Consider the following 23,322-nt stretch of genomic DNA (forward strand, 5'->3'; position numbering starts at 1 on the left):
GATGATCCGGCCTTCGCTCAAGGTCCCTCCGGCGTTGCCCCTGGTGACGCTGGAGGAGTTGAAGGTGAATGCGCGCATCGGCTTCGATGACGACGACGCTCTCCTTCAGTCGTATCTCAATGCGGCGATTGCGCACCTCGACGGCTACGCCGGGATTCTGGGCCGCTGTCTTGTGACCCAGACCTGGGAGCAAGGGTTCGTCGATTGGTGCTACAGGCTGCGGCTTCCGTTTCCTGACGTGGCTTCGGCGACGATCGCATATGTCGATGCTGATGGCGCCGAGAAAAGCGTTGCGGGGTCGCTCTTCGAGATCGTCGAGGGGCCGATGGGTGCAGAGGTGGTCTTCAAGGATGATTTCTCGGAGCCGAGCCTGAGCGATGACGCGGCGCTGCCGATCAAGATCAGCTTCGAGGCTGGGTACGGCGCGCCAGGCGACGTGCCCGACGACATCACGCTCGTGGTCACCGCGCTCGCCCGGCACTGGTTCGACGGCCAAGAGGGGCTGCCACCTCAGATGGTCATGCTCGATAAATACAGGTTTGTGCCGGTATGAACGCGCCAAAGCTGGTCGACAGTCTGTCCTTCGATGCGCCGATTTATGACGCGCGCGGCCTCCAGACCGGGTGGTCAGAGGGGGCGTATAGCTGCCGGGCGCAAATTCGGTACCTGCGCGGGGGCGAAGCTGTGCAGGCCGCACGGCTGGATGGCAAACAGCCGGCGGTCGTGACCATCAGGCGCAGCGATGTCGCCGACATGATCACCTCGGATTGGAAGATGAAGGACGCTCGCCGCGGCACGATCTTTAACGTCCGTGCCATCGTCCCGACGGAAGATCGGGCCTGGCTTGAAATCACCGCCGAGAGCGGGGTGGCGACATGAGTTCGTCCGAGGCCTTCCAGAACCTTGTCGAGGCGACGCTGCTCGCCGCGCCGGGTGTCGCCGCCCTGGTGGGCGACAGGGTCTACGAGGTCGCGCCGCCGGCCGACCGCCGAAAATACCCGGATGTCACCTTCGGCCCTTCTGACGGCACCGACGAAGACGCCGACTGCATCAACGGCGAAGAGCACGTCCTGCAGATCGACATTTGGGATCGGAACTACGGGCGGAAGTCCCGGCTCAAGCGGGTCGCCGATGCTGTCCGCTCGGTGCTGCACAAGGCAGAGCTCGACATGCCCGATCCCTATGCGCTCGCGCTGATCGAAGTTTCTCGCGTCCGGATCCTCGATGACCCGGACGGCATCACGGTCCACGGTGTCGTTTCCGTGCGTGCCATCATCGAAACCTACGCCTGACAAGGCGCCGAAGGGGAGAAGCTATGCCCACGGTCAAGTTCACGAAGCCATTCCGCTGGAAACCAAAGCCCAGCGTATCGATCCGCTACCCGGAGGGCCATGAAGGGTCCGTCACCCGTGCCTGCGCCGAGGCCGCGATCGCGAAGGGCTATGCGGTCAAGGCCGGCGGCGCGGACAAAGGGGGCGCGGATGCCGTCGAAGATCCTCAATCTGGCAAAGCTGGATAAGAAGCTGAAGCGCCTGCCGCCCGAGACAAAGAAGCGGGTCCGGAAGGCGATGGAAGAGGCGGCAGACAAAGTCGTCGCCATGATGAAGAACCTGGCGCCCGACAGTGGCGACGGCTCCCACGGCAAGCCGCCCGGCACGCTTCGCGATAGCATCGGTTGGACTTGGGGTGCCGCGCCGAAGGGCTCGTTCGTCCTCGCCGCGCTGAAGGGAGCGGGAGTTGGGGGTGACCTCATCCTCACGATTTACGCTGGGAACAAAGAGGCCTTCTACGCGCGCTGGCAGGAGTTCGGCACGGTGAAGATGCCCGCTAGCCCGTATTTCTACGTCAGCTGGCGCGCCAACCGGAAAGAGGCGCGCCGAGAGGTTCGCAAAGCGGTCCGCGAGTCGGCGAAGGCTGCAGCCCGCGGCTCGTAGCCGCGCCGTCACGGATAGATTTCTGCTTCGGCAGGGTGCTGAGAAATGGCCTTCGGCAAGCCGTGGGGCTCACCATTCCGGTGGGCCATTTGTTTTGATGGAGCCCAGCGATGGCAAAACCCACCACAGTCAAGTTCGGGCAGTTCTTTGTCCGGCTTTCCGACGGCGCTGAGACGTCGACGTTCACCGCGCCCTGCGGGTTCACCTCGAAGTCGTTCAACCGCAGCAAGACGTTCGGCGAGACCAACGTGCCGGACTGCGACGATCCCGATGCGCCGTCGTGGATCGAGCGCGACGTACAGAGCATGTCCGGCTCGATCAGCGGTGAAGGTGTGCTGGCCAAGTCGGCGATCCCGGAGTGGGAAGCCGCGCTCGCGAGCTCGGACAGCATCGAATGCGAGGTCGAGTTCGTCTATCCGGACGGCGACTCCGACATCTACACCGGCAGCTTCCACGTGGAATCCTTCGAGACGGCGGGCACACGTGGCGAGCGGGTCACGGTGTCGGTCTCGATGCAGTCCGATGGTGAGATCACCTACGAACGGACCACCGCACCGTGAGCCGCGGTGGGCGCGTAACGCTGGATTGGGCGGACGGGACATACCCGTTCGCCCTCGGCATCGGGCAGCTCGAAGAGTTGCAAGAGAAATGCGACGCGGGGCCATGGTACATCCAGTGGGCGCTGCAGTCGGCCATGCTGGCCAGCGGCATGGGCTCGCAGCCGCCGAAGGACATTTCGCCGGCCTATGTTTCCGAGGTGATCCGCCTCGGGCTCATCGGCGGGGGCATGGATGCGATCCCGGCGCTGAAGAAGGTCCGCGCCTATGTCGGGCCCGGGCAGCTGGCCGAAAATCTACCGTTCGCCTTCTCGATCATCAGCGTGGCGATCCAAGGCGTGCCGGAGGATGAGCCGGAAAAGCCGGAGGGGGAAAGCGAGATGAGCGCGAACCGCTCCCCCGAGGAAAGCTCAGGTTCGCGCAAATATACGGAACCGGCGCAGCCGTCGGCCTAAGCCCCGATCAGGTCGCGTCCTGCTCGCTCTGGAAGTTCGGCGCCGCCGTGGCGGGCTGGAACGCGGTCCACGGCGGCGACGAGGGTGGCGGCATCTCGGCTCAGGAAGAGGATGATCTGTGGAAGGGGATCATCGAGCGGACGGGTTAGGGTTTCCGTTTGGCGGCGGCTTCGAGACGTTCTTGCTCGATGACGTCGTCAGAGACGATCTCACGTCCGCCGAGCATCATTGCAATCCCGAGGGCCCCGATGGTCGTCAGCGCGACGTAGAGCATGGGCTGGGTCGCTAGCCCGGGCTCAAAGCGCCCGCGGGCGACCCCTTCCATCATCGAGACGTAGAAATACCCGCTCAACGCGACTGAGCCGATGAAAAACACCGCGCCGGCTGACCCGGTGGTGGAGAAGCGCGATCGTAATTTCATGAACCCTCCCAGGGATAAAAGATGGCAACTGATCTAGAAAAGCTGGTCGTTCAGCTTTCGGCGGACATCAAGCAGTACGAGCGCGAGATGCGCAAGGCGGTTGGCGTCTCGCAAAAGCAGGCGAGAGCGATCGAGAAGCGCTACCAGCAAATGGACAACCGTCTGGGTGCGATCGGTCGCAGCGCGGCGCAGTCAATCATCACTCCGTTGGCCGGTATCGGCGCGGCTCTCTCTGTGCGTGAGGTCGCGCGGTATGCTGACGCTTGGACTGGCGCTCGGAACTCCCTAGCTGTTGCGGGCGTGACGGGGCAGGCTCAAGTGAGGGTTCTCGACGAACTCTATCGGGCTTCGCAGGACAATGCGGCGCCGGTGACCGCCCTCATTGATCTCTATGGCAAGGCCGCTCAGGCGAACGATAATCTGAGGGCTTCCGAGCAGGACCTCATCAAGTTCTCCGATGGCGTTGCGGTTTCGCTGCGGGTCGCCGGTGTCTCTGCGACAGAGGCCTCCGGCGCGCTCACTCAATTGGGCCAACTTTTGGGGAGCTCGCGTGTCCAAGCCGAAGAGTTCAATTCGATCAATGAGGGTGCTCGTCCGATCTTGATGGCAGTCGCTGCCGGGCTTGATGAGGCGGGAGGGTCGGTCTCGAAGCTGAAGCAGCTGGTTACCGAAGGAAAGGTTAGCGGGCAGGATTTCTTCCAAGCTTTCCTGCGTGGTTTGCCGAAGATCATGACAATGGCGGCCAACGCGGCAACCACAATCGATCAGGGCATCACACGCGTGAACAATGCGTTCACGAAGTACATCGGGGAGACGGACGAAGGACTCTCTGCCTCACAGCGTCTGGTCGCTGGCCTCACAGCGCTCGCGGACAATTTCGACCAGGTCGCGGATGTGACGCTGAAGGTGGCCAGCATCTTCGCGGCGGGGCTGCTGGGCCGCTCGATCGGCGGCATGATCGCCAAGCTGGGCCTCGCGGGCGCCGCGTTGACGAAGTTTGTCGCAGCGGCGCGCGCGGCCAGCAGCATCTCCGGCATCGCCACGGCGATCGGTGGCCTCTCCGCTGCGGCGGGCCCGCTAGGAATTCTCTTGGGTTCGACCGCGGCAACCGCCATGGTCCTCTATGCGGACGCGAGCCGGGATGCTGAGGACAAGACAAGTCGCTTGAAGTCCGAGATGGAAGACCTGGGTCTGTACGCACCGCAGGCGGCGGGTGCAATCGATCAAGTCGCGCAGTCGATCGACGATATGTCGAGTGAAGAGAGGCTTCGTCGTGTCAAGGATATCCGGGAAGAGTTGGATCGTCTCCGGGGTGGGCAGTTACTCGATCGTGTCATCGATACTGGCGATAACCTGCGGAAAATCGGAGAAGATGCAGGCAATGGCGTTGCGCGCTATTGGCGGCCGGGGAATGACCTTGAGGCCAGAGATGTTCCCGCGCTTCTCGAGGTTCAGGACATCGCAAAGGCGTTTAGGGATGGTGAAGTTGGCGCACAGGAGCTGCAAGCCAGGCTGACGGCGCTCAGCCAAATGGATATCAGCGACGAGGCGAGGAAGCTTGTCGACCGCCTCCGAGATGCGAGCTCTTTTTCTGGCGCCCTCGCGAGAGAACAGGAAGCACTCGGCGACAGCCCGGCACTGCGCGATGCGAATGACCAGCTGCAGGGCTATCGGGATCACCTCGACAACATCTCGCAGGCCCAGTTCGCGCCGCCGGTTATCGGCCAGATTGTCGACATCATCGACGAATTCGAGAAGGGTGAGCGCTCGGCGGATGACGCGAAGTCGGCTATCGATGAACTCGGCAAGACGGCGCCCGGCTTCGCGGGGTTAATTGCGAACGTGCTGAACGCGATCGGTGTGCTCGACACTCTGCGCGCGAAGGCAGTGGAGACAGCGTCCGCAGTCGCCGCAGAAGGTGGTGACCGGCCCGGGCGCGGGGATGGCGCCGCCGAGGTTGCGCGGCGGCGCGCAGATGCGGCGGCGGCGAAGGCGGGCTCGGAATTCATTGCCGAGCAGGAGCGGCTTCAGGGGCTGACCAAAGACCAGCTCGCGCTCGAGAAGGAAATGGCGTCGGTCCGCAAGGATGCGCAGAAGGCCGGCGCGACGCTCACCGAAGAGCAGATTCGCGGCATCGCGGCGGCGAATATCGCTGCGGATGATCGGCGCGCCGCCTCCGGGAAGACCGGCGGCAAGTCCAGCGCCGACAAAGCGACGGAGCGCTATGACGACGCAATCCTGAAAGAAATCGAGGGCATGCGGGCCGAGGCTGGCGCGCTGAATGAACTCGCGCTCGGGCAGGATGAATACGGCAGCGCGGTTGCAGCGGCGCGGAAAGAGGCCGAACTGCTGCAGCAGCTGCAGAACAAGGGTGTGCCGATCACGGCCGAGATGGCCACGCAGGTCCGAACTCTCACCGACAAATGGAAAGAAGCGGATGTTGCGCTCGCGGTGGCGCAGGAGCGGCACGAGGAATTCCAGGCTGCGCTCGAGGATTTCCGTTCGACAATGAGCGATGCCTTCAGCGGCCTGGTCACGGGCGCATATAGCTTCAACGACGCGCTCGGGATGGTGCTGGGCAAGCTGGCGGAACTCGCGCTTAGCAAGAACTTCGAACGCATCTGGGAAGGTGCCGGCTCCAGCGGAGGCCTAGGCGGCCCCGTCGGGGCGTTCCTGAAGGGCATCGGCTACGATGACGGCGGTTACACGGGCCCCGGTGGGAAGCACGTGCCGGCAGGGTTCGTGCACAAGGGCGAGGTCGTCTGGTCGCAGCGCGACGTGCGCCGCGCTGGCGGCGTCGGCATGGTCGAGGCCATGCGCCGCAGCGGCGGGGGGATGCCGGGCTATGCCGATGGCGGGCCGGTCCTGCCGGGCGCGACGCCGCAGATCCCGATGGCGCGACGTTCCGACATTCCGGCGGGCGCCGCGGGCGTGCTCATGGGTGAGATCGGCGTCAGCGTCGACGACGACGGCATGGTGCAGGCCTATGTGAAACGGGCTGTTATCCAGGGCGCGCGGGCCGCCGAGGCGTCTGCCGTCAACACGGTGAAGCGCAACCTTTCAGCGTGGAACCGCAACAACATGATCTACGGAGCGCCCTGATGCCCCCCATCTATGATTGGAGATCGCGGCTCTGCAATGTCGGGCAGGCCTTCTACGCTCCGGGCGCGTCTGACATGGGCGGCATGACGCTGGGCGGGTTCTTGTCGGAGAATCCCGAGCCGGGTGGCCGGTATCACCTGCGTATGAGCTTTCCGGCGTTCTGGAAGGATCGTGCGCGCAACAAGGATGCGAGCTGGACGATCACGCGCCTGTCCGCTGGTAGCATCATGCGCATTCCGCTTCTGCCCTCAGTGCAGCTGGTCGCCGCCTCCGACCTCGGGGGAACAGATGCCGGTCAGCCATGGTCGAATGACGAGCCATGGTCTACCGGTGAAAACTGGGGCTGGCGCCCGACCGCTCCGGTAGTGTCTGCGGCCGAGCGGTCCGGCACGTCCTTCCAGGCCGATCTTTCGGCTTTCGGTCAGGTGCTGGTGATCGGGGATGTGATCGGCTTCAGCCAAGACGGGCTCGATTTCGCGCACAAGGTCATGGATGTCAGCTACGCCTCCGGCAACGTGGCGACGGTGACGGTGAGCCCACCGCTTCGCCGCGCTCTGACCACGGATGATGCCATGCAGTTCCGCCCGCGTGTCATGGCGGTTTGTCGGAACGCGTCTTCGGCGCTGGCCGCGTTGACCCGCCGGAACCGGATCGCGCTCGCCGAGCTCCAATTTGTGGAGGCGCTGCTGTGAGTTTCGAGTCAGAGCTTCTCACGGCCCTCGGGCGCGCGGACGATGCCTGGGATATCCGCGCCTCGGTCCGCCGGTGCTTCTTCTATGACTTCGACGGAGCGCCCGTCCGCCTCTGGGACGGCGTCGGCGTGATGAAGACCGCCATCGGCGTGGGCGGTCCGTTGACGCTGCCGGACGGCCAGGTGATCGCGCCGACGGAATGGCTGGGCACGCGCGATGGCGAGGGCGGCAATGTGCATCAGGCGCCTGATGTCTCGGATGATAGAGATGGCACCGCGCCAAATTATACGTTTGGCCTGCCGTTTCTGAACCGTGAGGCCTTCGATGCGATCAAGGCCGATCAGGCGAAGGCCACGGGGCGGGACCTGACCTGCTACCACGCGATCTTCTTGCCGCACGAAGGCCTGCTGCCGGCGACCCCTCTGCGCTTCGCGTGGCGCCTGAAAATGCAGAACGTGGACTTCTCAGAGGGGCTGGAGGAAGTCGAGGGCGGCACGATCAAGCGCATCTATTCCGCCTCGGTTTCTGCCCGGTCCGGCGAGGCGGGGCGGTCGCGCTCCCCTGGCGGCACCTACACCGACCCGATCCAGCGCGACCGTGCGCGGCGTCTTGGCGTGACCTCGGACAGCGGCTGCGCCTTCGTCGCTAAGAACGCTCAGCGGACCTTCAAACGTGTTTTCTGATCTTCCGCCCGCGGTCGAGCGGGCCCGGGCGCGGTGGCGGCGCGAGGCGTTCGCGTGGGGCACCGCAGACTGCATCATCAGCGTGTGCGACTACCTGCTTGATCAGACCGGCACTGATCCGGCGCGGCCCTGGCGCGGGAGCTATTGCACGCGGGAAGGGGCTGACGCCATCTGCAATTCGCACGGCGGCGCCTTGGGGCTCATGCGTCACGGCATGACATTGGCGGGCTTCGATCCAGACCGCCCGGTGCTCGGCGCACCTGTCGTGGTCGATTTCTTCGGCCATGAAATCACGGGAATTCACCTTGGGAGAGGACGAACGATGCTGCGACTTGAGCGGCGCGGGCTGGTCGATTGGCCGGCTCCGGTTCTGGGGGCTTGGAAATGCGCGTGATGCGAACGGTGCTGCTCTGCACGACGCTGGTCGTCAGTCCGACGTTGGTGCAGGCTGACCCTGTGTCGGCATTTGTCGCGGGCTTCACCGCTTCGGGTGCGGCTGGGGTCAGTGCGACGGTCGCGGGCACCATTGGTGGCCTGACGGGCGCCGCATTTGCGATCGGATCGTTCTTCGGGCAGACGCTGCTCGGATCGCTCCTTCTGAATGTCGGTCTCGCCTATCTCATGCGCCCAGAGGTCGAGGCGCCGGAAATTGAGCGCGCGCAGGTGAACGTGCGGTTGCCAGACGCGCCGCGGTATCAACTCGGCGGACCGGTCAAGATCGGCGGCGCCGGTGGCATATTCGCCGAATACGACGGCGAGGGTAGCTTTTGGTATATCGTCGTGCATGGCGATGCCGAGATGCTCGGCGAGCCGCAGTATTTCCTCGACGGTATCCCGATCGAGATCTCGGATGGGTCGGACGGCTTTCCCGTTGGATCGGTCACGACGGACATCTTCTGCTTCAACGGCGACAAAGAGGTCTACACCGGCGGCTCGGACAAGCGCGAGTCCACCTACGTTTTCCCGGTGACGCCGACGGCGGGGCAGGTCTCTGGCGCTCTGCCGAGCCAGTTCACCAGCGCGTTCCCTGACCTGCCGGAAGACTTCTTCCTTGCGGGAGTGTGCTACACGATCGTCAAAGTCCGCGATGTATCCACCGAGGCCAAGCCGGTCGTCTGGCGCTGGCGGCAGGGTCCGATCGGCATTGGTGAGCCCGGCGTCACGGTCTACGCCAACTTCTCTCGGGTGCCTGACGTGCGCGTCGAGGGCGTCGATCCGGCGGACCCCTCGACCTGGGTGGCGGGCGATGGAAATCCGGCGATCCTCTGGGCGTGGTGGCGGCTCAATCAGTTCGGGCGCGCGCGCTCGGCCGGTGACATCAACTGGACGAAAGTGGCTGAGGCGGCGGACATTTGCGATTTGACCGTGACCGACCGGAGCGGCGATCCTGTGACGCTCTACCGCTGCGGTGTGGCCATCCCCGACAGCATGACGCGGCAGGAAGGTGAGGCGGAAATCCTGAAGTCGATGGATGCCTTCGTGGCCTACGACGACGAAGGGCGCGCCTATCCGGTTCCTGGATGGTATGAGGCGCCGACGCTGACCTTCACCGCCGAGCGCGATCTGTTCACGGTGGCCACGCAAAGCGTCGACGATGGCGAGCAGCCGATGGATGGCGTGGTGGTGCGCTACATCAGCCCGGACCACGACTATACCAAGCAGCCCTGCGCGCCTTGGAAGAACCCGGATTTCTACGACGAAAGCCGTGAGCCGAACTATCTCTTCGTCGACATCCTGGGGTGCCAAAACCACAACCAGGCAGTGCGGCTGGCAAAGGCAATCGGCGGCCGGGAGCAGGCGCTGCGGAAGGCAGCGCTTGGGGCGACGATCAAGGGCATCTTGGCCACGCGCGAGCGCGCCATCCAGCTCGAGTATGACGCCGTATTCACAGGGGTCCATGAGATCGCCACGCCGGTCACCCAGCAGGCTGACGGCATGGCTTGCGCCTTCGCCGTGGTTCCCCTGGCCGAGGATCGTTGGACCCTAGGTGAGGGAGAGGAAGGCGCCCCTCCGGTGCCCACGCCGACGCTGAACATCGACAACAGCCTGACCCCGCCGCAAAACGTGGTGCTGACCTCTGAATCCGTGGCGACCGACAACGGCGCATCGGTTCGGATTGCGGCGACCTTCGACGCCCCGGCGCGGGGCGGAGACGTGTTCCGCTTCCGCTACGCGCCTGCCGGCACGATCGAATACGAGTATTTCAGCGTCGACATGGATCGGCTCTACGGCAACTCGGCGCTGGTCTCGGATGGCGCCACGTTCGACGTGCAGTGGAAGACGGTGAACGGCGATCGCGGCACAGATTGGAGTGATGTCGAGCAGATCACCGTCACGGCGAATGCAACGCCGCCAGATGACCTGAGCTCGGCAAGCGCCACCGGCGACGTTGGCGAGGCGGTTCTGGCGTGGACCACCGCCAACGATCCGAACCAGCACGCTGTGCAAGTCCGGCGCGGCACCACGGCGACCTTTGCCGCTGCCACGCTCATCAGCACTGTGATCACCCCGGCCAATACGGAAGGCGGCGCCACCGACGCCGGGCTCAGTGCGGACACCTACTACTACTGGTTCACTCCGATCAACGGCTCCGGCGTGCCCGGGAACGATGACGGTCCCTTTGCCGCGACGGTCACCTGATGCCCGTCACCCCTAAGCCGCGCAAGCAAGTTGATGTGCCCATCTCGGGCGATGAAGATTGAGGTAGATCATGGCACTGACCAAGACCCCACAGCAGGTCTATGAAGGCAGCCCTGTTGATCCGAACCACAGAGTGGTTCCGGCGGATGCGCGGAGGCTTTCCGAGGAAATCCGCGAGGAGTATCTGGCGATCGGAGCGAACGTCGAGGCACTTGAGGCGCTCGACATTGAAGACCGTCTCGATGCTATGGAAGGTACCGTCACGGCTGGTCAAATCTCGAAGGCGCCTGTTGAGCTCGTAGCGCCGGCAAACGTGACGCTTAGCGGCGAGCAGACCATCGACGGGGTACTGACCAGCGCATCACGCGTTGCGGTGACCAATCAGTCTAGTGCGCAGCAGAACGGCATCTATGTCACCGCGTCCGGCGCATGGACCCGTGCAACTGACATGGACACGAGCGCCAAGGTCAATCTGACCACTGTCCTTGTAGAGGGTGGGGAGACGCATGGCGCCGAGAGCTGGAAGTTCTGGGTAGCTGACCCAGATACATTTACGCTCGGCTCGGACGCTATTGCGGCGGTGAAAGTCGATGACCCCAAGTCGCTCAAGGACTACCTCGACGCAGAGATTTCGGGGAAGGTCCGGCAGACCGTCAGGCGCACCTCCGAACTCGGGCATGCGGCGGCGGTGGCCTCGATAGCGGTGGCAGAAAATTCTCCTACCTCCTTCTTCGCCGCGAGCGAGGGCTATTCCGATTGGTCTCTGGGTTTCGACGTCGGCAACGACCTTGCGGTCGGGGACGCGATTGATGTGGTGCGCGCGCTGATAGATGTCACGGCGACGACCCAAGTCATTCGGGTAAAGGTGTGGAAGCGCGCACTTTCCGATACAGGCACACAGGGCGCAGGGCCAGGACAAGCGGGCGACGTGCTGCTCCAAACCCGAGACCTCGCAGTGTCTGACACCAAGCTCGTTCCGGGGATTGCGCGCACCGTTGAATTTCCGCTCGAGTATTTCGAGGCCGAGGAGGACGTTTGCTATCTTGTCGAGATCGACGCTCGGACTGCAGGAGATGAGCGTGATGCACTTGGCATGGGATGGTTGACGGAAACCGGCTCGCAGCGGCGCAGCGGCTACTTTCGTTCATCTGGAAACCCAGCCACCTGGGCCAACCTGAGCACCGGCTCGGCCCTCGGGATCACGCTTGCCCGGTCGGTGCCAGCCACGGCTTCCGCGACGGCCTCGGATATCGACGCGCTTCGAGACGCGCGGACCGGCCTTGACGGCGCACTTGAGGTCGGCTTGTTCCGGCAAGCCGCAACGCTGGGGCAGGGCGAGTTCGGGTTCACGTCGGGAATCTATGCGTGGGCGCAGGCAATTGTCGGTGGCGTGGACACGCCTGGGGGCATGCCTGCCACGGGTTTCCGCATTCCTTTCAAGGCAGCGGCTGGAGCAACCCGCGTTCGGTTTAGAATTTGGTCGCGCCCTGTGGGGGCATGGTGGCTGTCCCAGGCGCCGGGCAATACCTTTGATCGGCTTGACGCGGATGTGACGTCCACGCTGGCCGAACTTGGTCTGGTCGCAGGTGATACCGCGATGGCAGAGGTAGTATTCCGATTCCCGAGGTTGGTGTTTGAAGATGGTTGGCTTCACATCTGGGAGTTGGAGGCGCAGGATGATGCTGGGAACCGCATCCTTTCTGCCATTCCCCACCGCACCGATGGCGGTTTTACGACTCATCAGCTTAGGAAATGGTGGCGCAGCGGAGCCGCCGTTGCTTGGTCTGCTGGTGTCACCTCGACGACTTATCGATACCCCTTCGATCTCGTGATTGATGGCTACGAGACTGCTCAAGCGCCAAGCATTTCCGACAAGATCGCGGCAGCCAGCGCGGAGATCATTGGAAATGCGATCATCGTCGAAGGGATCGCCGGGCGCAGCGGCGATCAGAAGCGCTTCTCCGGTCGGCTGTCTTTGGTCGCGCCTGCCTCGGGAACCGTCACCGACGAAGAGCTGACGCTGACCCCCCGCGGCGGGGCCGCTATCCTCTGGTCCTATCTGCGCAACCGAACAGAGCATGCGCAGATGAGCAACGTGGTGGTGAAGAGGGCTTCTGATGGTGTCGTTCTGGTCAAGAACACCGACTATGCGTTGATCGAAGAACTCGGGTGTCTTTCCCTCCAGAGTACCTCGGGGGACAATCTCGACGTTCTGGTCAGCTACGACTGGACTTCGCAGCGCTACGACCTTGTGAGCTATGTGCCCGCGACCGGGGAGATTGCTGTCACGAAGGGCGTGGACACTGACCGCGATGCACAAGAGCGCATCCCCACAGCCCCGGCCGGTCACGTCCCGCTCTTCAATGTGAGGTTGGGTGCAAGCACGGGCAACGAGGCAATCCCAGTATGGGATGTGTCTCCAGCAGGGGTCCGTCGAGCAATTGCAGCCGATGCGTCCGAAGAGGATGCTCGAAACCGCCGCCTTCTGCGTCCTGTGCTGCGCAAGCTGCGTGCGGGCGATCCGGTCACGCTGCTGAGCTATGGCGATAGCAACTTTGCGCAGATCGGCGGGGGATACTCGCTGGCCGCGGTTCGATCTGAAGCGAATACCATCTACCATGACCGCACTTTGGATAGTGGCGGCTTGCTCCACGACAAGCCTATCGGCGCGGATATTCTGGCAGGTATCACTCTATATGATACTGGTGACGGAGCCGGCTTGGTTCATACCCGCTTCGGTATTGTGTGGGAACTGATCCGGGCGCTCGAAGACGGCTATTCCAGCACGATCAGCTATGAGAACCGGTCCATCCCCGGCACACGCTCGGAGGCGCTAACCTACCACGGCCTCGACAGCGTGAGACTTTCGGCGGCGACGGGCGCTGGTGCAGACTTCGCGATCATCGGGTTCGGACAGAATGAGTTAGGTCAGAGCTACACCCGGGCCAACGTCATAGACATCTGCGAAGCATTTCTCGCGGAAGGGACACTGCCTTTGGTCATGGGGTGCTTCAGGCCCAACTTGGCGGACCTGCATGCTCTGCACACGGACGCCAACTGGCGGTTCACGCAACGCGCACTGCGGGAGGCTGCCCTGGCAGCTGACGTTCCCTACGTCTCGACGGAGGTTCTCTATGAGGATGGAGAGGCGATGGGGCTCTCGGGCTACGACCACTGCGCTGCCACGCTCGATCTGCACCCTGGGCCGTACGAGGTTCGCCGTCTCGGCGCCCGTCTGGCTGCCGCGCTGAGCGATAGTCTGTGATCGGCCTTATGGCTGACCGAGATTAGAAGATCACCTCTTCAGGCAATAAGTTCGGGACGTCCCATGATCTTGAAAGACTTCCTGCCGCGCGTCCGCACGGGCGCGGGGCTTGTGCGTGACTTCCTCTACCTGGTTGGCGTCGTCGCGCCGATGATGTTGGTGTTTCTCTACGGCCTCTATGCCTACAATCGCGAGTGGATCGTGGGCAGGGTGAAGGCCGAGGCGCAATGGCGCACAAGCAGACGCACATCTTAGCGGCTCGCGCTGAAGGATATGCCGCAGGCGCCGAGCGACATCACAGACGACGCGCTCTTGCCAGCTTAACCGATTCAGCTCACTCGACCTGCAGGCCAGCCTGCAACGACCCCGCCGCCAGCGGGCTTTTTCATGGGAAGGAAGACAATGCCCAACATCAAGTTCGACAGCACCGTGAGCACCGGGAATATCCTGTCGATCCTTGCGATGATGGTCACCGTAACGGCCGGCTACGTGACGCTGACGAACACGCAGGAAAGCCAGGCGATGTCGATCGCACGACTTGAAGAGGGCTCGCGCGGCCTCGACGCGCGCTTGAGGGCGGCCGAGCTGACCCAGGCGGGGCAGGCCTCCGACCTGCGCAGCATCCAGGCGACGCTGCTGAAGATTGACAGCAAGCTCGATCGGATATCGCAACAGGGGAGGTGAGCGCGGCCAGCTGTCAGCGGAGCTTCCCCGAACCGCTGAAGCTACTGGTAGGGGCCGCCGCGCAGAGAAAAGCCAGCCAGAGGGCCGCGCTCGTCATTCAACGGGCAGAACCTCGGATTGTTCCGGCGCCCGTTTCAGACGAGCAGATGGGGATTGGGTCTCAGATGGGGTGAGTGCGACCGACGGGCCTGGGGAAGCCCGCCCTCGAGGCACAGCCTTAGGGACAGGAGCAAGAGTGCCAAGGGGGGAAGAGACGGCCGCACTCACCACCTCGCTTACGCTACGGCAAAATCAGAGGGTACGGGCAAAAGAGACCGCATAGATATTCTGTTGCTGAAATATCTCAAAGCCGATGCGCATCCCCTAAACCCTGGTGCTGGCGCGACGCTTCGGTCTGTGGGCCGAGATGGTTCCGCCTCTCGGCTTCGCGCCGGACCGCATCCAGCTCTACATGGTGCTCGACTCCAGAGCTTGCTCAAGTGGGTGCCAGATCGCCCCGATGCCGTGACCTGCCAGCTGCGAAGGTGAGCGCGGCGTTCGGCCTCGTTTGGCTCGAAAATACCGCTAAGGGTTGAAATTCCGAGGCCTGAACCCTCCCGAGATTTGGGGATGAGGGAGAGGGTCCGCGCCGCGCTCGGGGCTTAACTTATCGCTGAACTCAGCATTGTCACGCCCCGCCGTCGCGCGGGGCTTTTTCATGGGAGATCGCAATGAGACAGGATATCCGCGCCCTCCAGGCGGGGGCGACTGCGCTCGGCTTTTCGGCCGGGCCTGAAGACGGCCTCTGGGGGCCGCGCACCGAGGCAGGAATGCTCGCGCTGCTGGCGGCGCACGAGGGCCGCTGGGGTGATGCGGTCGAGCAGATGCATCAGGCGATCATCGACCTAGGCTATCTCTCGGCGGGACCGGTCAGCCGCGTCTGGACGCCCGAGCTTGACCGCGGGCTGCGCGCTCTGGTCGAGGCCGATGGCATGCCGCGTGCAGGTGCGATTGTCGAGGATGTCACGGTGTCGCCTGGCTGGGGCGGCTGGGTTTCGCACGAGAAGCAGGTTCTGCAAGGAAGCGCCGGCTATCTGGTGAGCATGTTCGTGCTGCATACCACGGCCACCTCAGCGACCTGGTGGAAGGGCAAGTCCAACCAGCAGATGTTCGAGGAGGTCCGCAGCTGGCACCTCGCCAACGGCTGGCGCGACATCGGCTATCACGGGCTGATCTTCCCGGATGGTGAGGTGATCGAAGGCCGCGCCTGGTCCGAGATTGGCGCGCATGTCATCGGCCATAACGCCGGCTCGCTCGGCTACTCGATGGTCCCAGTGAAGACCGTGACGCACATGGGCGCGGCCGAGGATTTCTACACCGCCGCGACGCTAGAGGCGATACGAGGCGTGATCGCCAAGGCCTGCAACGCCACGCAAATCCGCCGGATTGCAGGGCACAACGAATTCGCGAACAAGCTCTGCCCGGGCTTCAAGGTCGAGGACAGCGCGTGGGCACCGACCGGGTGGGCCGCATGACCCGCGCCGTCCACTACCGCGACCGCAACGCGTTCCTTGGCGACCGTGAGCCCGGCTCCTTCTGGATCGGCGGGCCGGATCAGGATGGTGAGCAGAGCTTCATCTTCTTCTGCCCATGCGGCTGCGGCGACAAGTCGGTCCTCACAATCGGCAACGGCTTCAAGCCGGAGCAAGGCCCGAGCTGGTGCTGGAATGGCTCGACCGCTGCAGCCGAGCTCGCGCCCTCGGTCAATTGGCAAGGCCACTGGCACGGCTGGCTTCAGGCGGGCGTCTGGCGCGCCTGCTGATGCCCTTTCTCCCAATCATCGACCGGCGTCTCGCGCTGGTTCTCTCCGCGGCGCTCTGCCGCCTTCCGAAAGGTTCCCAAGATGGACTTCCTCAAAGCTTTCTTATCCAGCCCAGAGCTGGTGCAGGCGATCGCCGGGCTGCTCGGCATCGCGCTCATGCTGATCATCAATCGCGGCGCGGCGGCCTTCGAAGCCTTCGCCGGCATCAGGATCGAGGCGGCGGCGCGTGAGGCGCTGCATTCGGCCATCAAGTCCGGCGTCGAAGCAGCGCTGCTCGAAGGGCCGGACGCTGGGTTTGAGGTGATCAAGGCACACGCGATCTACCACGCGCAGCAGTCCGTCCCGGATGCGATCGCGCGGCTGGTGCCCGGCGACGGTGTGCTCGACCGCCTCGCGCTGCGCTACTACCGCGAGGCCATGGATCGGGTCGGGGTGCAGATCCCGGCCTGATCATCATCACCGTCATCACAATCAAGAGCCCGGCCATCGCGCCGGGCTTTTTCGTTTCTTGATCCCGATTTGTTCTCGATTTATCTGCGCTCCATGTGGACACGCAAGCGCACGGTCGTCGCGGGCCGAACCGACGGCGACAACGACTGGACAGTCTACCGGGACCGCCAGCCGGTCGGGCGCGTCTATGCCACGCACATCAGCGACCCGACGCTGCGGTGGATGTGGATTGTCCAGGTCGGGCCGACGGGGCACGGGTATGCGACGAGCATTGACGCAGCGCTGGATGAGGTGCGGCGGCGGGTCGGCTGATCCGGGTTTTCTGGACAAGGGCGTTCGGCTGCTTGCAGCCCTTCCGCGACCTTCGCCCCGAGTTGCCTACGCGGCGAAGCGGACCTTCACCCCGAGAGCATGGGGCGGCAGCAGCGCGGACAAAGCTGTCAATTACGTTTGTCAATTGAAGGCATGCAAAGCCAATAGAATGCACTGAATCACTGCGAATGGTGCAACCGCTTGCTGTTGCGAACCGTTGATCACCCTACAGCACCTCATACTTGAAAGAGAAGTGGATTTGTGTCCGTCCGCTCTGCCTCACGCGGATTTTCTTGTTTAGCAGGCTTTCATGAAAAATCTGAGCGCTGCAAAAGTGATATCGATCATGCCAGTCGTTATTTTTGTGGTAGTCCAAATTGATATCAAAGCGCCTTTCGGTGAGTATAAATTCCGCAGTGATTCCTGAGGTCATCTCGTCGTCATAAATCTCTGCTGAAGTTGAGACCTCGCCGGGTTTCAACTTTCGAAAATAGTATGGCTTGAGCTCGAACCGATGCCAGAACAACCTTGCCTGAAGAACATATTGGAAATCAACATCAACGCCATCAAACTTGTTGGTTGTCGTGAATGACGTAGTTCGGACAGCGTGCTGACCGATTTCTATCGTGCCGTTGCCAGAACTGTTGAGACCCTCTATTGCTTTGTAAAACCTTTCAAACTCGAGCGTAAATTTCTGGCTCAACAATTTTTGTAACTCATCTTTGGAAACCAGATCTGATTTCGCAAAACATTGAATGTTGACCTGATCCGCACACAAGATGTATACGGCGGGCTCTGCAAGCGCAATCTCGGTCGCCTCAACTTCAAATGAAGACAGCTTGAAGAGAGTCACCCCAAGGGCTTGCGCCTTAGCTATTGCAGGTTGTGTGAAGCCGCTCGAAGAAACGGCGAATACGTTATCAAAATTCATTGACCGCTGACGACCAGACAATTCCTCAATCCACATGACATCTTGAACGCTGGCGCGATCACGACACTCCACGCAGGTGGTGCGGCCATTTGAATGTTTTAGTATTACGTCTATCTGGCGTGTCTGATGTGTGTGCGGATCTTTGATCTTGGCATTCCATGTAACCTCGACGCCCAATTTCTCCACGGCTTCGAATACCCTTGCCACACGGCGCTCAAAATATGTCGCTTTGCTTGGAGCTGGCACGTTATCTCTCTAAGGCAATTCATGCATGCAGAGAAATGCACCATAACCGTCTTACGTGCAAGTGCACGCGTCACCGACAAATAACCGTCATTCGAGGACGCGGCAGAACTGGGCAATCTGGGCTCTGAGGCGTCGATCGCTGCGCTCAGCCCGAACGGCCGCTTCAGAGAAGTGAGCCCAGCGGAGCGAAGTCCGCTCCCTGCGCACTACTGCCGGCCGAACCACACCGCGTGCGACTGGAGCCAGCCCAGAGCTGCCCTCCGAGCTCGCCGCAGCATCACGCCAGGCGCCGGCACAGAGGGCGGTATGCGGACATTCGTTGCGCGCGCGAACCGAGCTATGCCAGATCGCGGAAGCGGACACTCCGCCAGTATCGCGCCGCGGAACCCTGGATCACGTACAGGAAGGGCGGATACCGGACATTTGCAGCAGTCCGCGCCAATTTCGGAAAGGGTGCAAAAGCGGATTTTGCAAAGTTCAGGCACTGTCACGCGGGGGATCAAGGGTGAAGGTTTTCAAGCGCGGCACACCAGTCAACGTATCATCGTGGGTCCTCACGAGTGTTTGTGCGTCACGATCGTATTCTATGTTGGCTGGCAGCATCGCCTCTGCCACAGGCGGGTGTGATATCGCAATCGTTTGATAGTTCTTCTTCACCCACCCTCCGACAACTTTCGCAAGCGGCCAACTATCTCTTTCCAAGGTGTCGTTTCGATGAACGCTCTCGTCGTAAAATCCTAAGACGTTCAGACAGAAACGGATATATGCTGCTCCCTTATAATTTGGAAAGTCATCCATGCGAACGACCTCATCCCAGATCATCCGCCGAAGCTTTCGGCGCACCATCTTCATGACTTCTGTGTCTCTGACCCCAAGATTTTCAGTGAGTGCCCAAACAGTATTGCGCTGAACATCCCACATGCGGAATTCTTTTGTATTGACCTGTGCCGCCTTAAAGATCGCCTTGAAAAGCAGCGCCGCAATCTCTGAAGACAGGTCGCGCCCGTATCTGAAATCGTCTTTTCTGTCGAAGCCAACCCACCCCTTAGCGTCATCGAATTCTTTGATGAGGTCCTTTAGGAACCCATTGGCCTCCATGGCATGCGAAGTTGGGTTGTATGGACTGAATGTGTCCTCATATTTCTTCAAGTCGCCGATTTGGCTATAAGCTTGCTTTGTCGTCTGAAGGATATGATGGATGCCTCTGGTATTCCAATTTGCGCTCCCGGTGGACGTTAGACCACGAATATACTCGCGCGCCATACCGAAATATACCCGCCAAGTATCGGCATCCCAACTACGAGCATACGGATAATCCAAGTCAAGCGGCGATTCCAATCCCAACTCGAAGTCCTCCAATAAATACCAATGCGCAAAAATCGATCGTGTTATGGGCTTTGTATTACCTATGAAACCTTGGCCCAGCCACTCGTTCTCGACAAATAATGCCGATCCCGGATTGCTGAGCATGGCTATCACGGTACGCTTTACCATGAGCTGAATAGGTGCATCATACCTTTCTAGTTCGACAGCGACCGTTACCATATGAGCTGGAAATGAAGGCATCTCTTTTGCGACAGCGTCGCAGAACCGTGTATCGGACAAGAGCGAGTTAAGGTAGTGAGCGTGCCTTTGCAGCGCCGACGGTTTAACGGATTTGTCATCCTCGACGCGATGACGTTTCATGCGTGGTGTGTGGCGGATCAGTCTGGGAGCTTCACGCATGATCTCGCGCGCCAATGCGAGCATCTCTTCTTTGCTTCCATTCGCGATGTGGACATATGTCTGCTGAAAGAAATGCTTGGCGGTAAACCGTGAGAACCGAGGAGGCCTGATAAAGCATATCATCATCCAGTAGAGGATCAATACCGCGATTGCTGCGGTGATGAAGTAGTTGATCGCGTTAGGGTTGAGAAAATTTGGAATTCGAACGCCGTAGAGAATACAGGCCTCAATTGCGAATGTGATGACGGCAGAAAATAGAAGCATGCCAAAAAACAGCGGTCGGAAGGAAATGATTGCCGTCGACTGCCTGATTTGAAATTTCGGACTGGAGAGAGTGAATACCGCTAAAGAAAACGCAAGTATGCCAAGAAAGCCGCTAATATCGAGAAAAGGGGTGTAGTCGTCACGTGCGACAACAACCAAGCTTTGATCCCACCATTGAGAAAAACTTCCCCAGGAACCAAGAATCCAACTGGTTAAACCATCCCACAATGTTTGTGTCTCCCGCACCATTGGTACCAAAATCGGCTTACCCGGCTTCTACGTAAGAAGCATGTGCAATTCATGACCGACATGTCCCAAGAAAATTTCCACTTTGGTCCACTAGAAGACGCTGGCAGCGTTCCATATAAATTAGCACTTAGGGTCGGACAGGTCAGAACCGACCAGATCTGTTTAGAGGGTTTAACACTTGGTAGAAGTTGACCATAGCATAGTCCATCACTTTGACCCTGCCATCACCAGTTAAACCAAATGCGCTTGGCTTGCGGTCATTTAGCCAATCCGGGAACCCTCCTAGTTGAAGGCGATCAGGGTCTTTCAAAGGTTGCAGCCGTTCCATAATCAAGAATTCTGCCGAGTGCGAAATAGCCGCGGTGCGCGCAAAGAGCTCAAGTAGTTGCAAATTAGCTTCGTTGCCCAAGATGTCTTCGGCCATTTTGTCAACGGCATGCCAAACAGTCCACTCAACAAAGTTGCTGTAGTGGAAAGGTCGATGGCTTTGCTTGATCACAAAGTCCTGAGAACCTTTCACTCCATACACGCGACGCGTTGTTCCTGTACCGAGCTCATTGTTGAAGTCGATCAAATTTTTGAGAATTTGGTCTTCTACCAGGCCTTCCGGAATCTTCTTCAATTGTTCGCTCCACTCACTCATCGATTGGAAACCAGTTTAGCATGCGAGTTTAGCCGATGTCAGCCCAAGGAAGGCTGCAATGCAGCGTCCCGCGCTCAGACCAATGTTCGGTCTGGGCCGATCTAGCGGGCAGACCCACTCACCAGAACGTCCAGAACGCCGCTCCGCGGCAGGTCTGCTCCGTGCCCGCTCCTGGCATTTCTCACAGCGACGCCGCGTGTTAATGCCTACTGTCAGAGGCGACCGCCTTGCTCGTCCATTTCGCGTGCGTGAGACAGGATGCGCCGCACTTCGCTCCGAATGGGCTGAAATTCGAATTTTCTGCCAAGGAGCACGCAAATGCCATGCGTTGGATCGACCAGCTTGAAAATATGCCCGATGGCTTCGTCGGCGAGCGCCTGGTCGTCTACTAACGGACTTGGGAAGAAGTACCCGGCTCGATCCTCAAGAAGGAAGCGGTCAAGGTCTTCGTCGAAATGCTCAAAGGCATTTCGCAGCTTGCGCCATTTCAGCGCTGATGCTTCATCAAGCGCGAAGGCACCTCGCAGCCGATCACCACGGGCGACTGCAAGTTGGTTTTGCTTCTTCATTGGCCAGAAGAAGCGGGATAGCGCCCCCGCGTGGGTCAACGCCTCCTGAACAGTGGCGACGATCAATTCGGCCGGACAGGAGGCGGCAACAGCCTCATCAAAGCGCTGGAACGCCGACTCCGATCGCTCGGCTGCATAGATTATGGAGTGGATGTAGAACGCTTCGTAGACGGGATAGATTCCCTGGTACTGCTGCGCCATTTGTGCCTCTCTCTCCTTGAGCACATCTTCATCCAATTGCGCCATTTCCATACTCCCGATGCTTTCTGGTTGCACCATACTGTCAACGCCAGCTTTGTCCCACACTGCCTATGATCATACTGCGTAATGCCACCGATGGCAGGTTTGGGAAGCTGCGCCGCAGAAAAGCGCAGCCCGGCGAACGGCCGGTAATGGGATGTGCCGGCTGCTTCCCCCACCGTTGGGTTATCCTGCACTGGGATCATCCGCGCCAAAGGAGAAGCAGCCATGTGTGCGAAGAAGACAGGAAGCATTGAAGACTTGGCGGTTGTCGGCATCGACATCGGCAAGGATACATTCCATCTGGTCGGATTCGACTGCTCGGGTCAGCTGGTTTTGCGCAAGCAGATCAAGCGGCTTGCGCTGGAGGCAACGTTCGAGAAGTTGCCGCAATGTGTGGTCGGGATGGAGGCTTGCCTCAGCGCCCATTTTGTCAGCCGAACGCTGCGGCGGATGGGGTTCGAGCCACGGATCATCCCGGCGATTTACGTGAAGCCGTTCAACAAGGGTCAGAAGAACGATTACAACGACGCCGAGGCGATCGCCGAAGCCGCTCTGCGGCCGAACCTGCGGACGGTGACGGAGAAGAGCCAGGACCAGCTCGACCTTCAGGCCCTGCACCGGGTGCGCGCGGCTGGTGTCGCGGCGCACGGCGACCATCAACCAGATCCGGGCCTTCCTGATCGAGCGGGGCATCACCGTCAGGTCGGGGCTGCGGGCGCTGAAGAATTCCTTTGAGACGATCCTCGAACAGCGGCGGGACGAGATCTCGCCCCGGATGCGAGGTATCCTGATCGGGCTTTACGGCGACTGGCTCTGGCTGGACAAACGGATCGAGGATGTCTCCGACGAGATCGAAGGGATCAGCCGAACCGAAGAGAACTGCGCCAACATCATGACAATACCCGGCATCGGGCCAATGATCTCGACGGCGATGGTTGCGGCCGTCGGCAAAGGCGAGGCATTCGACCGGGGGCGCGATTTCGCCGCCTGGGTTGGCTTGGTGCCCCGACAGTTCAGCACCGGCGGGCGAACGATCCTCGGCCGGATCACCAAACGCGGCAGCCGCTATCTGAGGATGCTGTTCGTGCAAGCTGCGAAAGTGATCATGATGCGCCCTCACCGATGGTCCGACTTCAGTTTCGGCCCGTGGCTGACCGAGGCAGTCGCCCGTATGCCGCGAAACAAGGCGGCCATCGCGCTTGCCAACAAGCTGGCTCGGACCGCCTGGAGCCTTCTGCGGCACGGAACCCGGTTCGACGCCTCACGAGACGCGGCGATGGAAGCGATTTAACGCCTTCCACAGCCACCAAGGAGTTCGCGATAGAGACGACAGCATGGAACGGAGAAGATACGCCCCCAGAGTCTGACGGCCCAAATGGTCATTTTGGACGGCGTTGTTGCAGAAATCTCATCGTGAAAGATTCACATCACGAATCCAAGCGGTTAGGCGGGCGTC

Annotated in this window: 24 protein-coding genes and 1 pseudogene; 20 read left to right on the forward strand and 5 right to left on the reverse strand. The window is 61.1% G+C overall.

Features of this window, described 5'->3' with window-relative positions:
* The first annotated feature begins 1 nt into the window (after position 1).
* From CEW88_RS15595 to CEW88_RS15620, 7 genes are all read left to right on the forward strand, one after another.
* Positions 2–553, forward strand: coding sequence for a head-tail connector protein (locus CEW88_RS15595; protein ID WP_108968663.1), 552 nt, complete (start codon positions 2–4; stop codon positions 551–553).
* The gene (locus CEW88_RS15600; protein ID WP_108968665.1) at positions 550–879 is read left to right on the forward strand and encodes a head-tail adaptor protein; all 330 of its coding nucleotides are present in this window, start codon (positions 550–552) and stop codon (positions 877–879) included. The genes CEW88_RS15595 and CEW88_RS15600 overlap by 4 nt, the downstream gene beginning before the upstream one ends.
* On the forward strand, positions 876–1,292 hold the full coding sequence (locus CEW88_RS15605) for a DUF3168 domain-containing protein (protein WP_108968667.1): 417 nt from the start codon (positions 876–878) through the stop codon (positions 1,290–1,292). Before CEW88_RS15600 ends, CEW88_RS15605 begins: the two co-directional genes overlap by 4 nt.
* A 23-nt stretch (positions 1,293–1,315) precedes the next feature.
* Positions 1,316–1,519, forward strand: a complete 204-nt coding sequence (locus tag CEW88_RS24525) for a hypothetical protein (protein ID WP_159099633.1) — start codon at positions 1,316–1,318, stop codon at positions 1,517–1,519.
* The gene (locus tag CEW88_RS15610) at positions 1,482–1,934 is read left to right on the forward strand and encodes an HK97-gp10 family putative phage morphogenesis protein (RefSeq protein ID WP_108968669.1); all 453 of its coding nucleotides are present in this window, start codon (positions 1,482–1,484) and stop codon (positions 1,932–1,934) included. The genes CEW88_RS24525 and CEW88_RS15610 overlap by 38 nt, the downstream gene beginning before the upstream one ends.
* 110 nt (positions 1,935–2,044) lie before the next feature.
* Positions 2,045–2,494, forward strand: a complete 450-nt coding sequence (locus tag CEW88_RS15615; RefSeq protein WP_108968671.1) for a phage tail protein — start codon at positions 2,045–2,047, stop codon at positions 2,492–2,494.
* A complete protein-coding gene (locus CEW88_RS15620; RefSeq protein ID WP_108968673.1) occupies positions 2,491–2,946 on the forward strand; it encodes a gene transfer agent family protein in 456 nt (151 codons plus the stop codon). The genes CEW88_RS15615 and CEW88_RS15620 overlap by 4 nt, the downstream gene beginning before the upstream one ends.
* A gap of 145 nt (positions 2,947–3,091) precedes the next feature.
* Here the strand turns inward: CEW88_RS15620 and CEW88_RS15625 are convergent, their stop codons facing one another.
* The gene (locus CEW88_RS15625; RefSeq protein WP_108968675.1) at positions 3,092–3,367 is read right to left on the reverse strand and encodes a hypothetical protein; all 276 of its coding nucleotides are present in this window, start codon (positions 3,365–3,367) and stop codon (positions 3,092–3,094) included.
* Between the two features lie 21 nt (positions 3,368–3,388).
* On the opposite strand from CEW88_RS15625, the gene CEW88_RS15630 reads away from it, so the two are divergent.
* The 12 genes from CEW88_RS15630 (at position 3,389) to CEW88_RS15685 (ending at position 16,996) form a co-directional block, all read left to right on the forward strand.
* Positions 3,389–6,469: a tape measure protein gene (locus tag CEW88_RS15630; RefSeq protein ID WP_108968677.1), complete on the forward strand. Its 3,081-nt coding sequence runs from the start codon at positions 3,389–3,391 to the stop codon at positions 6,467–6,469.
* On the forward strand, positions 6,469–7,161 hold the full coding sequence (locus CEW88_RS15635; protein WP_108968678.1) for a hypothetical protein: 693 nt from the start codon (positions 6,469–6,471) through the stop codon (positions 7,159–7,161). Before CEW88_RS15630 ends, CEW88_RS15635 begins: the two co-directional genes overlap by 1 nt.
* Before the next feature lie 131 nt (positions 7,162–7,292).
* The gene (locus CEW88_RS15640) at positions 7,293–7,844 is read left to right on the forward strand and encodes a hypothetical protein (protein ID WP_159099634.1); all 552 of its coding nucleotides are present in this window, start codon (positions 7,293–7,295) and stop codon (positions 7,842–7,844) included.
* On the forward strand, positions 7,834–8,238 hold the full coding sequence (locus CEW88_RS15645; RefSeq protein ID WP_108968682.1) for a DUF6950 family protein: 405 nt from the start codon (positions 7,834–7,836) through the stop codon (positions 8,236–8,238). The genes CEW88_RS15640 and CEW88_RS15645 overlap by 11 nt, the downstream gene beginning before the upstream one ends.
* Positions 8,229–10,484, forward strand: coding sequence for a hypothetical protein (locus CEW88_RS15650; protein WP_108968684.1), 2,256 nt, complete (start codon positions 8,229–8,231; stop codon positions 10,482–10,484). The genes CEW88_RS15645 and CEW88_RS15650 overlap by 10 nt, the downstream gene beginning before the upstream one ends.
* Before the next feature lie 70 nt (positions 10,485–10,554).
* Entirely contained in the window at positions 10,555–13,749 is a 3,195-nt protein-coding gene (locus CEW88_RS15655) for a hypothetical protein (protein ID WP_108968686.1), read from the forward strand.
* A 63-nt stretch (positions 13,750–13,812) separates the two neighbouring features.
* The gene (locus CEW88_RS15660) at positions 13,813–14,004 is read left to right on the forward strand and encodes a hypothetical protein (protein WP_108968688.1); all 192 of its coding nucleotides are present in this window, start codon (positions 13,813–13,815) and stop codon (positions 14,002–14,004) included.
* Positions 14,005–14,151: 147 nt separating this feature from the next.
* Positions 14,152–14,433 (forward strand): hypothetical protein, encoded by a 282-nt coding sequence (locus CEW88_RS15665; RefSeq protein WP_108968689.1) that lies wholly within the window; start codon positions 14,152–14,154, stop codon positions 14,431–14,433.
* Between the two features lie 710 nt (positions 14,434–15,143).
* Entirely contained in the window at positions 15,144–15,947 is an 804-nt protein-coding gene (locus CEW88_RS15670; protein WP_108968691.1) for an N-acetylmuramoyl-L-alanine amidase, read from the forward strand.
* Entirely contained in the window at positions 15,944–16,234 is a 291-nt protein-coding gene (locus CEW88_RS15675) for a DUF6527 family protein (protein ID WP_108969866.1), read from the forward strand. Before CEW88_RS15670 ends, CEW88_RS15675 begins: the two co-directional genes overlap by 4 nt.
* An 81-nt stretch (positions 16,235–16,315) precedes the next feature.
* Positions 16,316–16,684 (forward strand): hypothetical protein, encoded by a 369-nt coding sequence (locus tag CEW88_RS15680; protein WP_254694528.1) that lies wholly within the window; start codon positions 16,316–16,318, stop codon positions 16,682–16,684.
* A gap of 69 nt (positions 16,685–16,753) precedes the next feature.
* Positions 16,754–16,996, forward strand: coding sequence for a hypothetical protein (locus tag CEW88_RS15685; protein ID WP_108968693.1), 243 nt, complete (start codon positions 16,754–16,756; stop codon positions 16,994–16,996).
* A gap of 226 nt (positions 16,997–17,222) precedes the next feature.
* Here CEW88_RS15685 and CEW88_RS15690 read toward each other — a convergent pair whose 3' ends face one another.
* From CEW88_RS15690 to CEW88_RS15700, 4 genes are all read right to left on the reverse strand, one after another.
* Positions 17,223–18,173 carry a restriction endonuclease gene (locus CEW88_RS15690; protein WP_108968695.1) on the reverse strand — a complete coding sequence of 317 codons (951 nt, stop codon included), beginning with the start codon at positions 18,171–18,173 and terminating at the stop codon, positions 17,223–17,225.
* Between the two features lie 477 nt (positions 18,174–18,650).
* Positions 18,651–20,411 carry a hypothetical protein gene (locus tag CEW88_RS24530; RefSeq protein WP_159099635.1) on the reverse strand — a complete coding sequence of 587 codons (1,761 nt, stop codon included), beginning with the start codon at positions 20,409–20,411 and terminating at the stop codon, positions 18,651–18,653.
* A 142-nt stretch (positions 20,412–20,553) separates the two neighbouring features.
* Positions 20,554–21,033 carry a hypothetical protein gene (locus CEW88_RS24535; RefSeq protein WP_159099636.1) on the reverse strand — a complete coding sequence of 160 codons (480 nt, stop codon included), beginning with the start codon at positions 21,031–21,033 and terminating at the stop codon, positions 20,554–20,556.
* A 233-nt stretch (positions 21,034–21,266) separates the two neighbouring features.
* On the reverse strand, positions 21,267–21,869 hold the full coding sequence (locus CEW88_RS15700; RefSeq protein ID WP_108969869.1) for a hypothetical protein: 603 nt from the start codon (positions 21,867–21,869) through the stop codon (positions 21,267–21,269).
* Between the two features lie 222 nt (positions 21,870–22,091).
* Here CEW88_RS15700 and CEW88_RS15705 point away from each other — a divergent pair.
* Positions 22,092–23,157, forward strand: a pseudogene (locus CEW88_RS15705) (IS110 family transposase).
* The last annotated feature ends 165 nt before the right edge of the window (positions 23,158–23,322 follow it).

The sequence above is a fragment of the Alloyangia pacifica genome (assembly GCF_003111685.1).
In the GTDB taxonomy this organism is placed as follows: domain Bacteria; phylum Pseudomonadota; class Alphaproteobacteria; order Rhodobacterales; family Rhodobacteraceae; genus Salipiger; species Salipiger pacificus_A.

What these genes read in the sequence shown, in the direction of transcription:
- CEW88_RS24530 (WP_159099635.1), bottom strand. Translation starts at nt 20,411, where the DNA reads ATGGTGCGGGAGACACAAACATTGTGGGATGGTTTAACCAGTTGGATT.
- CEW88_RS15700 (WP_108969869.1), bottom strand. Translation starts at nt 21,869, where the DNA reads ATGGCGCAATTGGATGAAGATGTGCTCAAGGAGAGAGAGGCACAAATG.
- CEW88_RS15630 (WP_108968677.1), top strand. Translation starts at nt 3,389, where the DNA reads ATGGCAACTGATCTAGAAAAGCTGGTCGTTCAGCTTTCGGCGGACATC.
- CEW88_RS15595 (WP_108968663.1), top strand. Translation starts at nt 2, where the DNA reads ATGATCCGGCCTTCGCTCAAGGTCCCTCCGGCGTTGCCCCTGGTGACG.
- CEW88_RS15600 (WP_108968665.1), top strand. Translation starts at nt 550, where the DNA reads ATGAACGCGCCAAAGCTGGTCGACAGTCTGTCCTTCGATGCGCCGATT.
- CEW88_RS15605 (WP_108968667.1), top strand. Translation starts at nt 876, where the DNA reads ATGAGTTCGTCCGAGGCCTTCCAGAACCTTGTCGAGGCGACGCTGCTC.
- CEW88_RS15660 (WP_108968688.1), top strand. Translation starts at nt 13,813, where the DNA reads ATGATCTTGAAAGACTTCCTGCCGCGCGTCCGCACGGGCGCGGGGCTT.
- CEW88_RS15625 (WP_108968675.1), bottom strand. Translation starts at nt 3,367, where the DNA reads ATGAAATTACGATCGCGCTTCTCCACCACCGGGTCAGCCGGCGCGGTG.
- CEW88_RS15665 (WP_108968689.1), top strand. Translation starts at nt 14,152, where the DNA reads ATGCCCAACATCAAGTTCGACAGCACCGTGAGCACCGGGAATATCCTG.
- CEW88_RS15655 (WP_108968686.1), top strand. Translation starts at nt 10,555, where the DNA reads ATGGCACTGACCAAGACCCCACAGCAGGTCTATGAAGGCAGCCCTGTT.
- CEW88_RS15650 (WP_108968684.1), top strand. Translation starts at nt 8,229, where the DNA reads ATGCGCGTGATGCGAACGGTGCTGCTCTGCACGACGCTGGTCGTCAGT.
- CEW88_RS15610 (WP_108968669.1), top strand. Translation starts at nt 1,482, where the DNA reads ATGCCGTCGAAGATCCTCAATCTGGCAAAGCTGGATAAGAAGCTGAAG.
- CEW88_RS15670 (WP_108968691.1), top strand. Translation starts at nt 15,144, where the DNA reads ATGAGACAGGATATCCGCGCCCTCCAGGCGGGGGCGACTGCGCTCGGC.
- CEW88_RS15615 (WP_108968671.1), top strand. Translation starts at nt 2,045, where the DNA reads ATGGCAAAACCCACCACAGTCAAGTTCGGGCAGTTCTTTGTCCGGCTT.
- CEW88_RS15635 (WP_108968678.1), top strand. Translation starts at nt 6,469, where the DNA reads ATGCCCCCCATCTATGATTGGAGATCGCGGCTCTGCAATGTCGGGCAG.
- CEW88_RS15640 (WP_159099634.1), top strand. Translation starts at nt 7,293, where the DNA reads ATGAAGACCGCCATCGGCGTGGGCGGTCCGTTGACGCTGCCGGACGGC.
- CEW88_RS24525 (WP_159099633.1), top strand. Translation starts at nt 1,316, where the DNA reads ATGCCCACGGTCAAGTTCACGAAGCCATTCCGCTGGAAACCAAAGCCC.
- CEW88_RS15680 (WP_254694528.1), top strand. Translation starts at nt 16,316, where the DNA reads ATGGACTTCCTCAAAGCTTTCTTATCCAGCCCAGAGCTGGTGCAGGCG.
- CEW88_RS15675 (WP_108969866.1), top strand. Translation starts at nt 15,944, where the DNA reads ATGACCCGCGCCGTCCACTACCGCGACCGCAACGCGTTCCTTGGCGAC.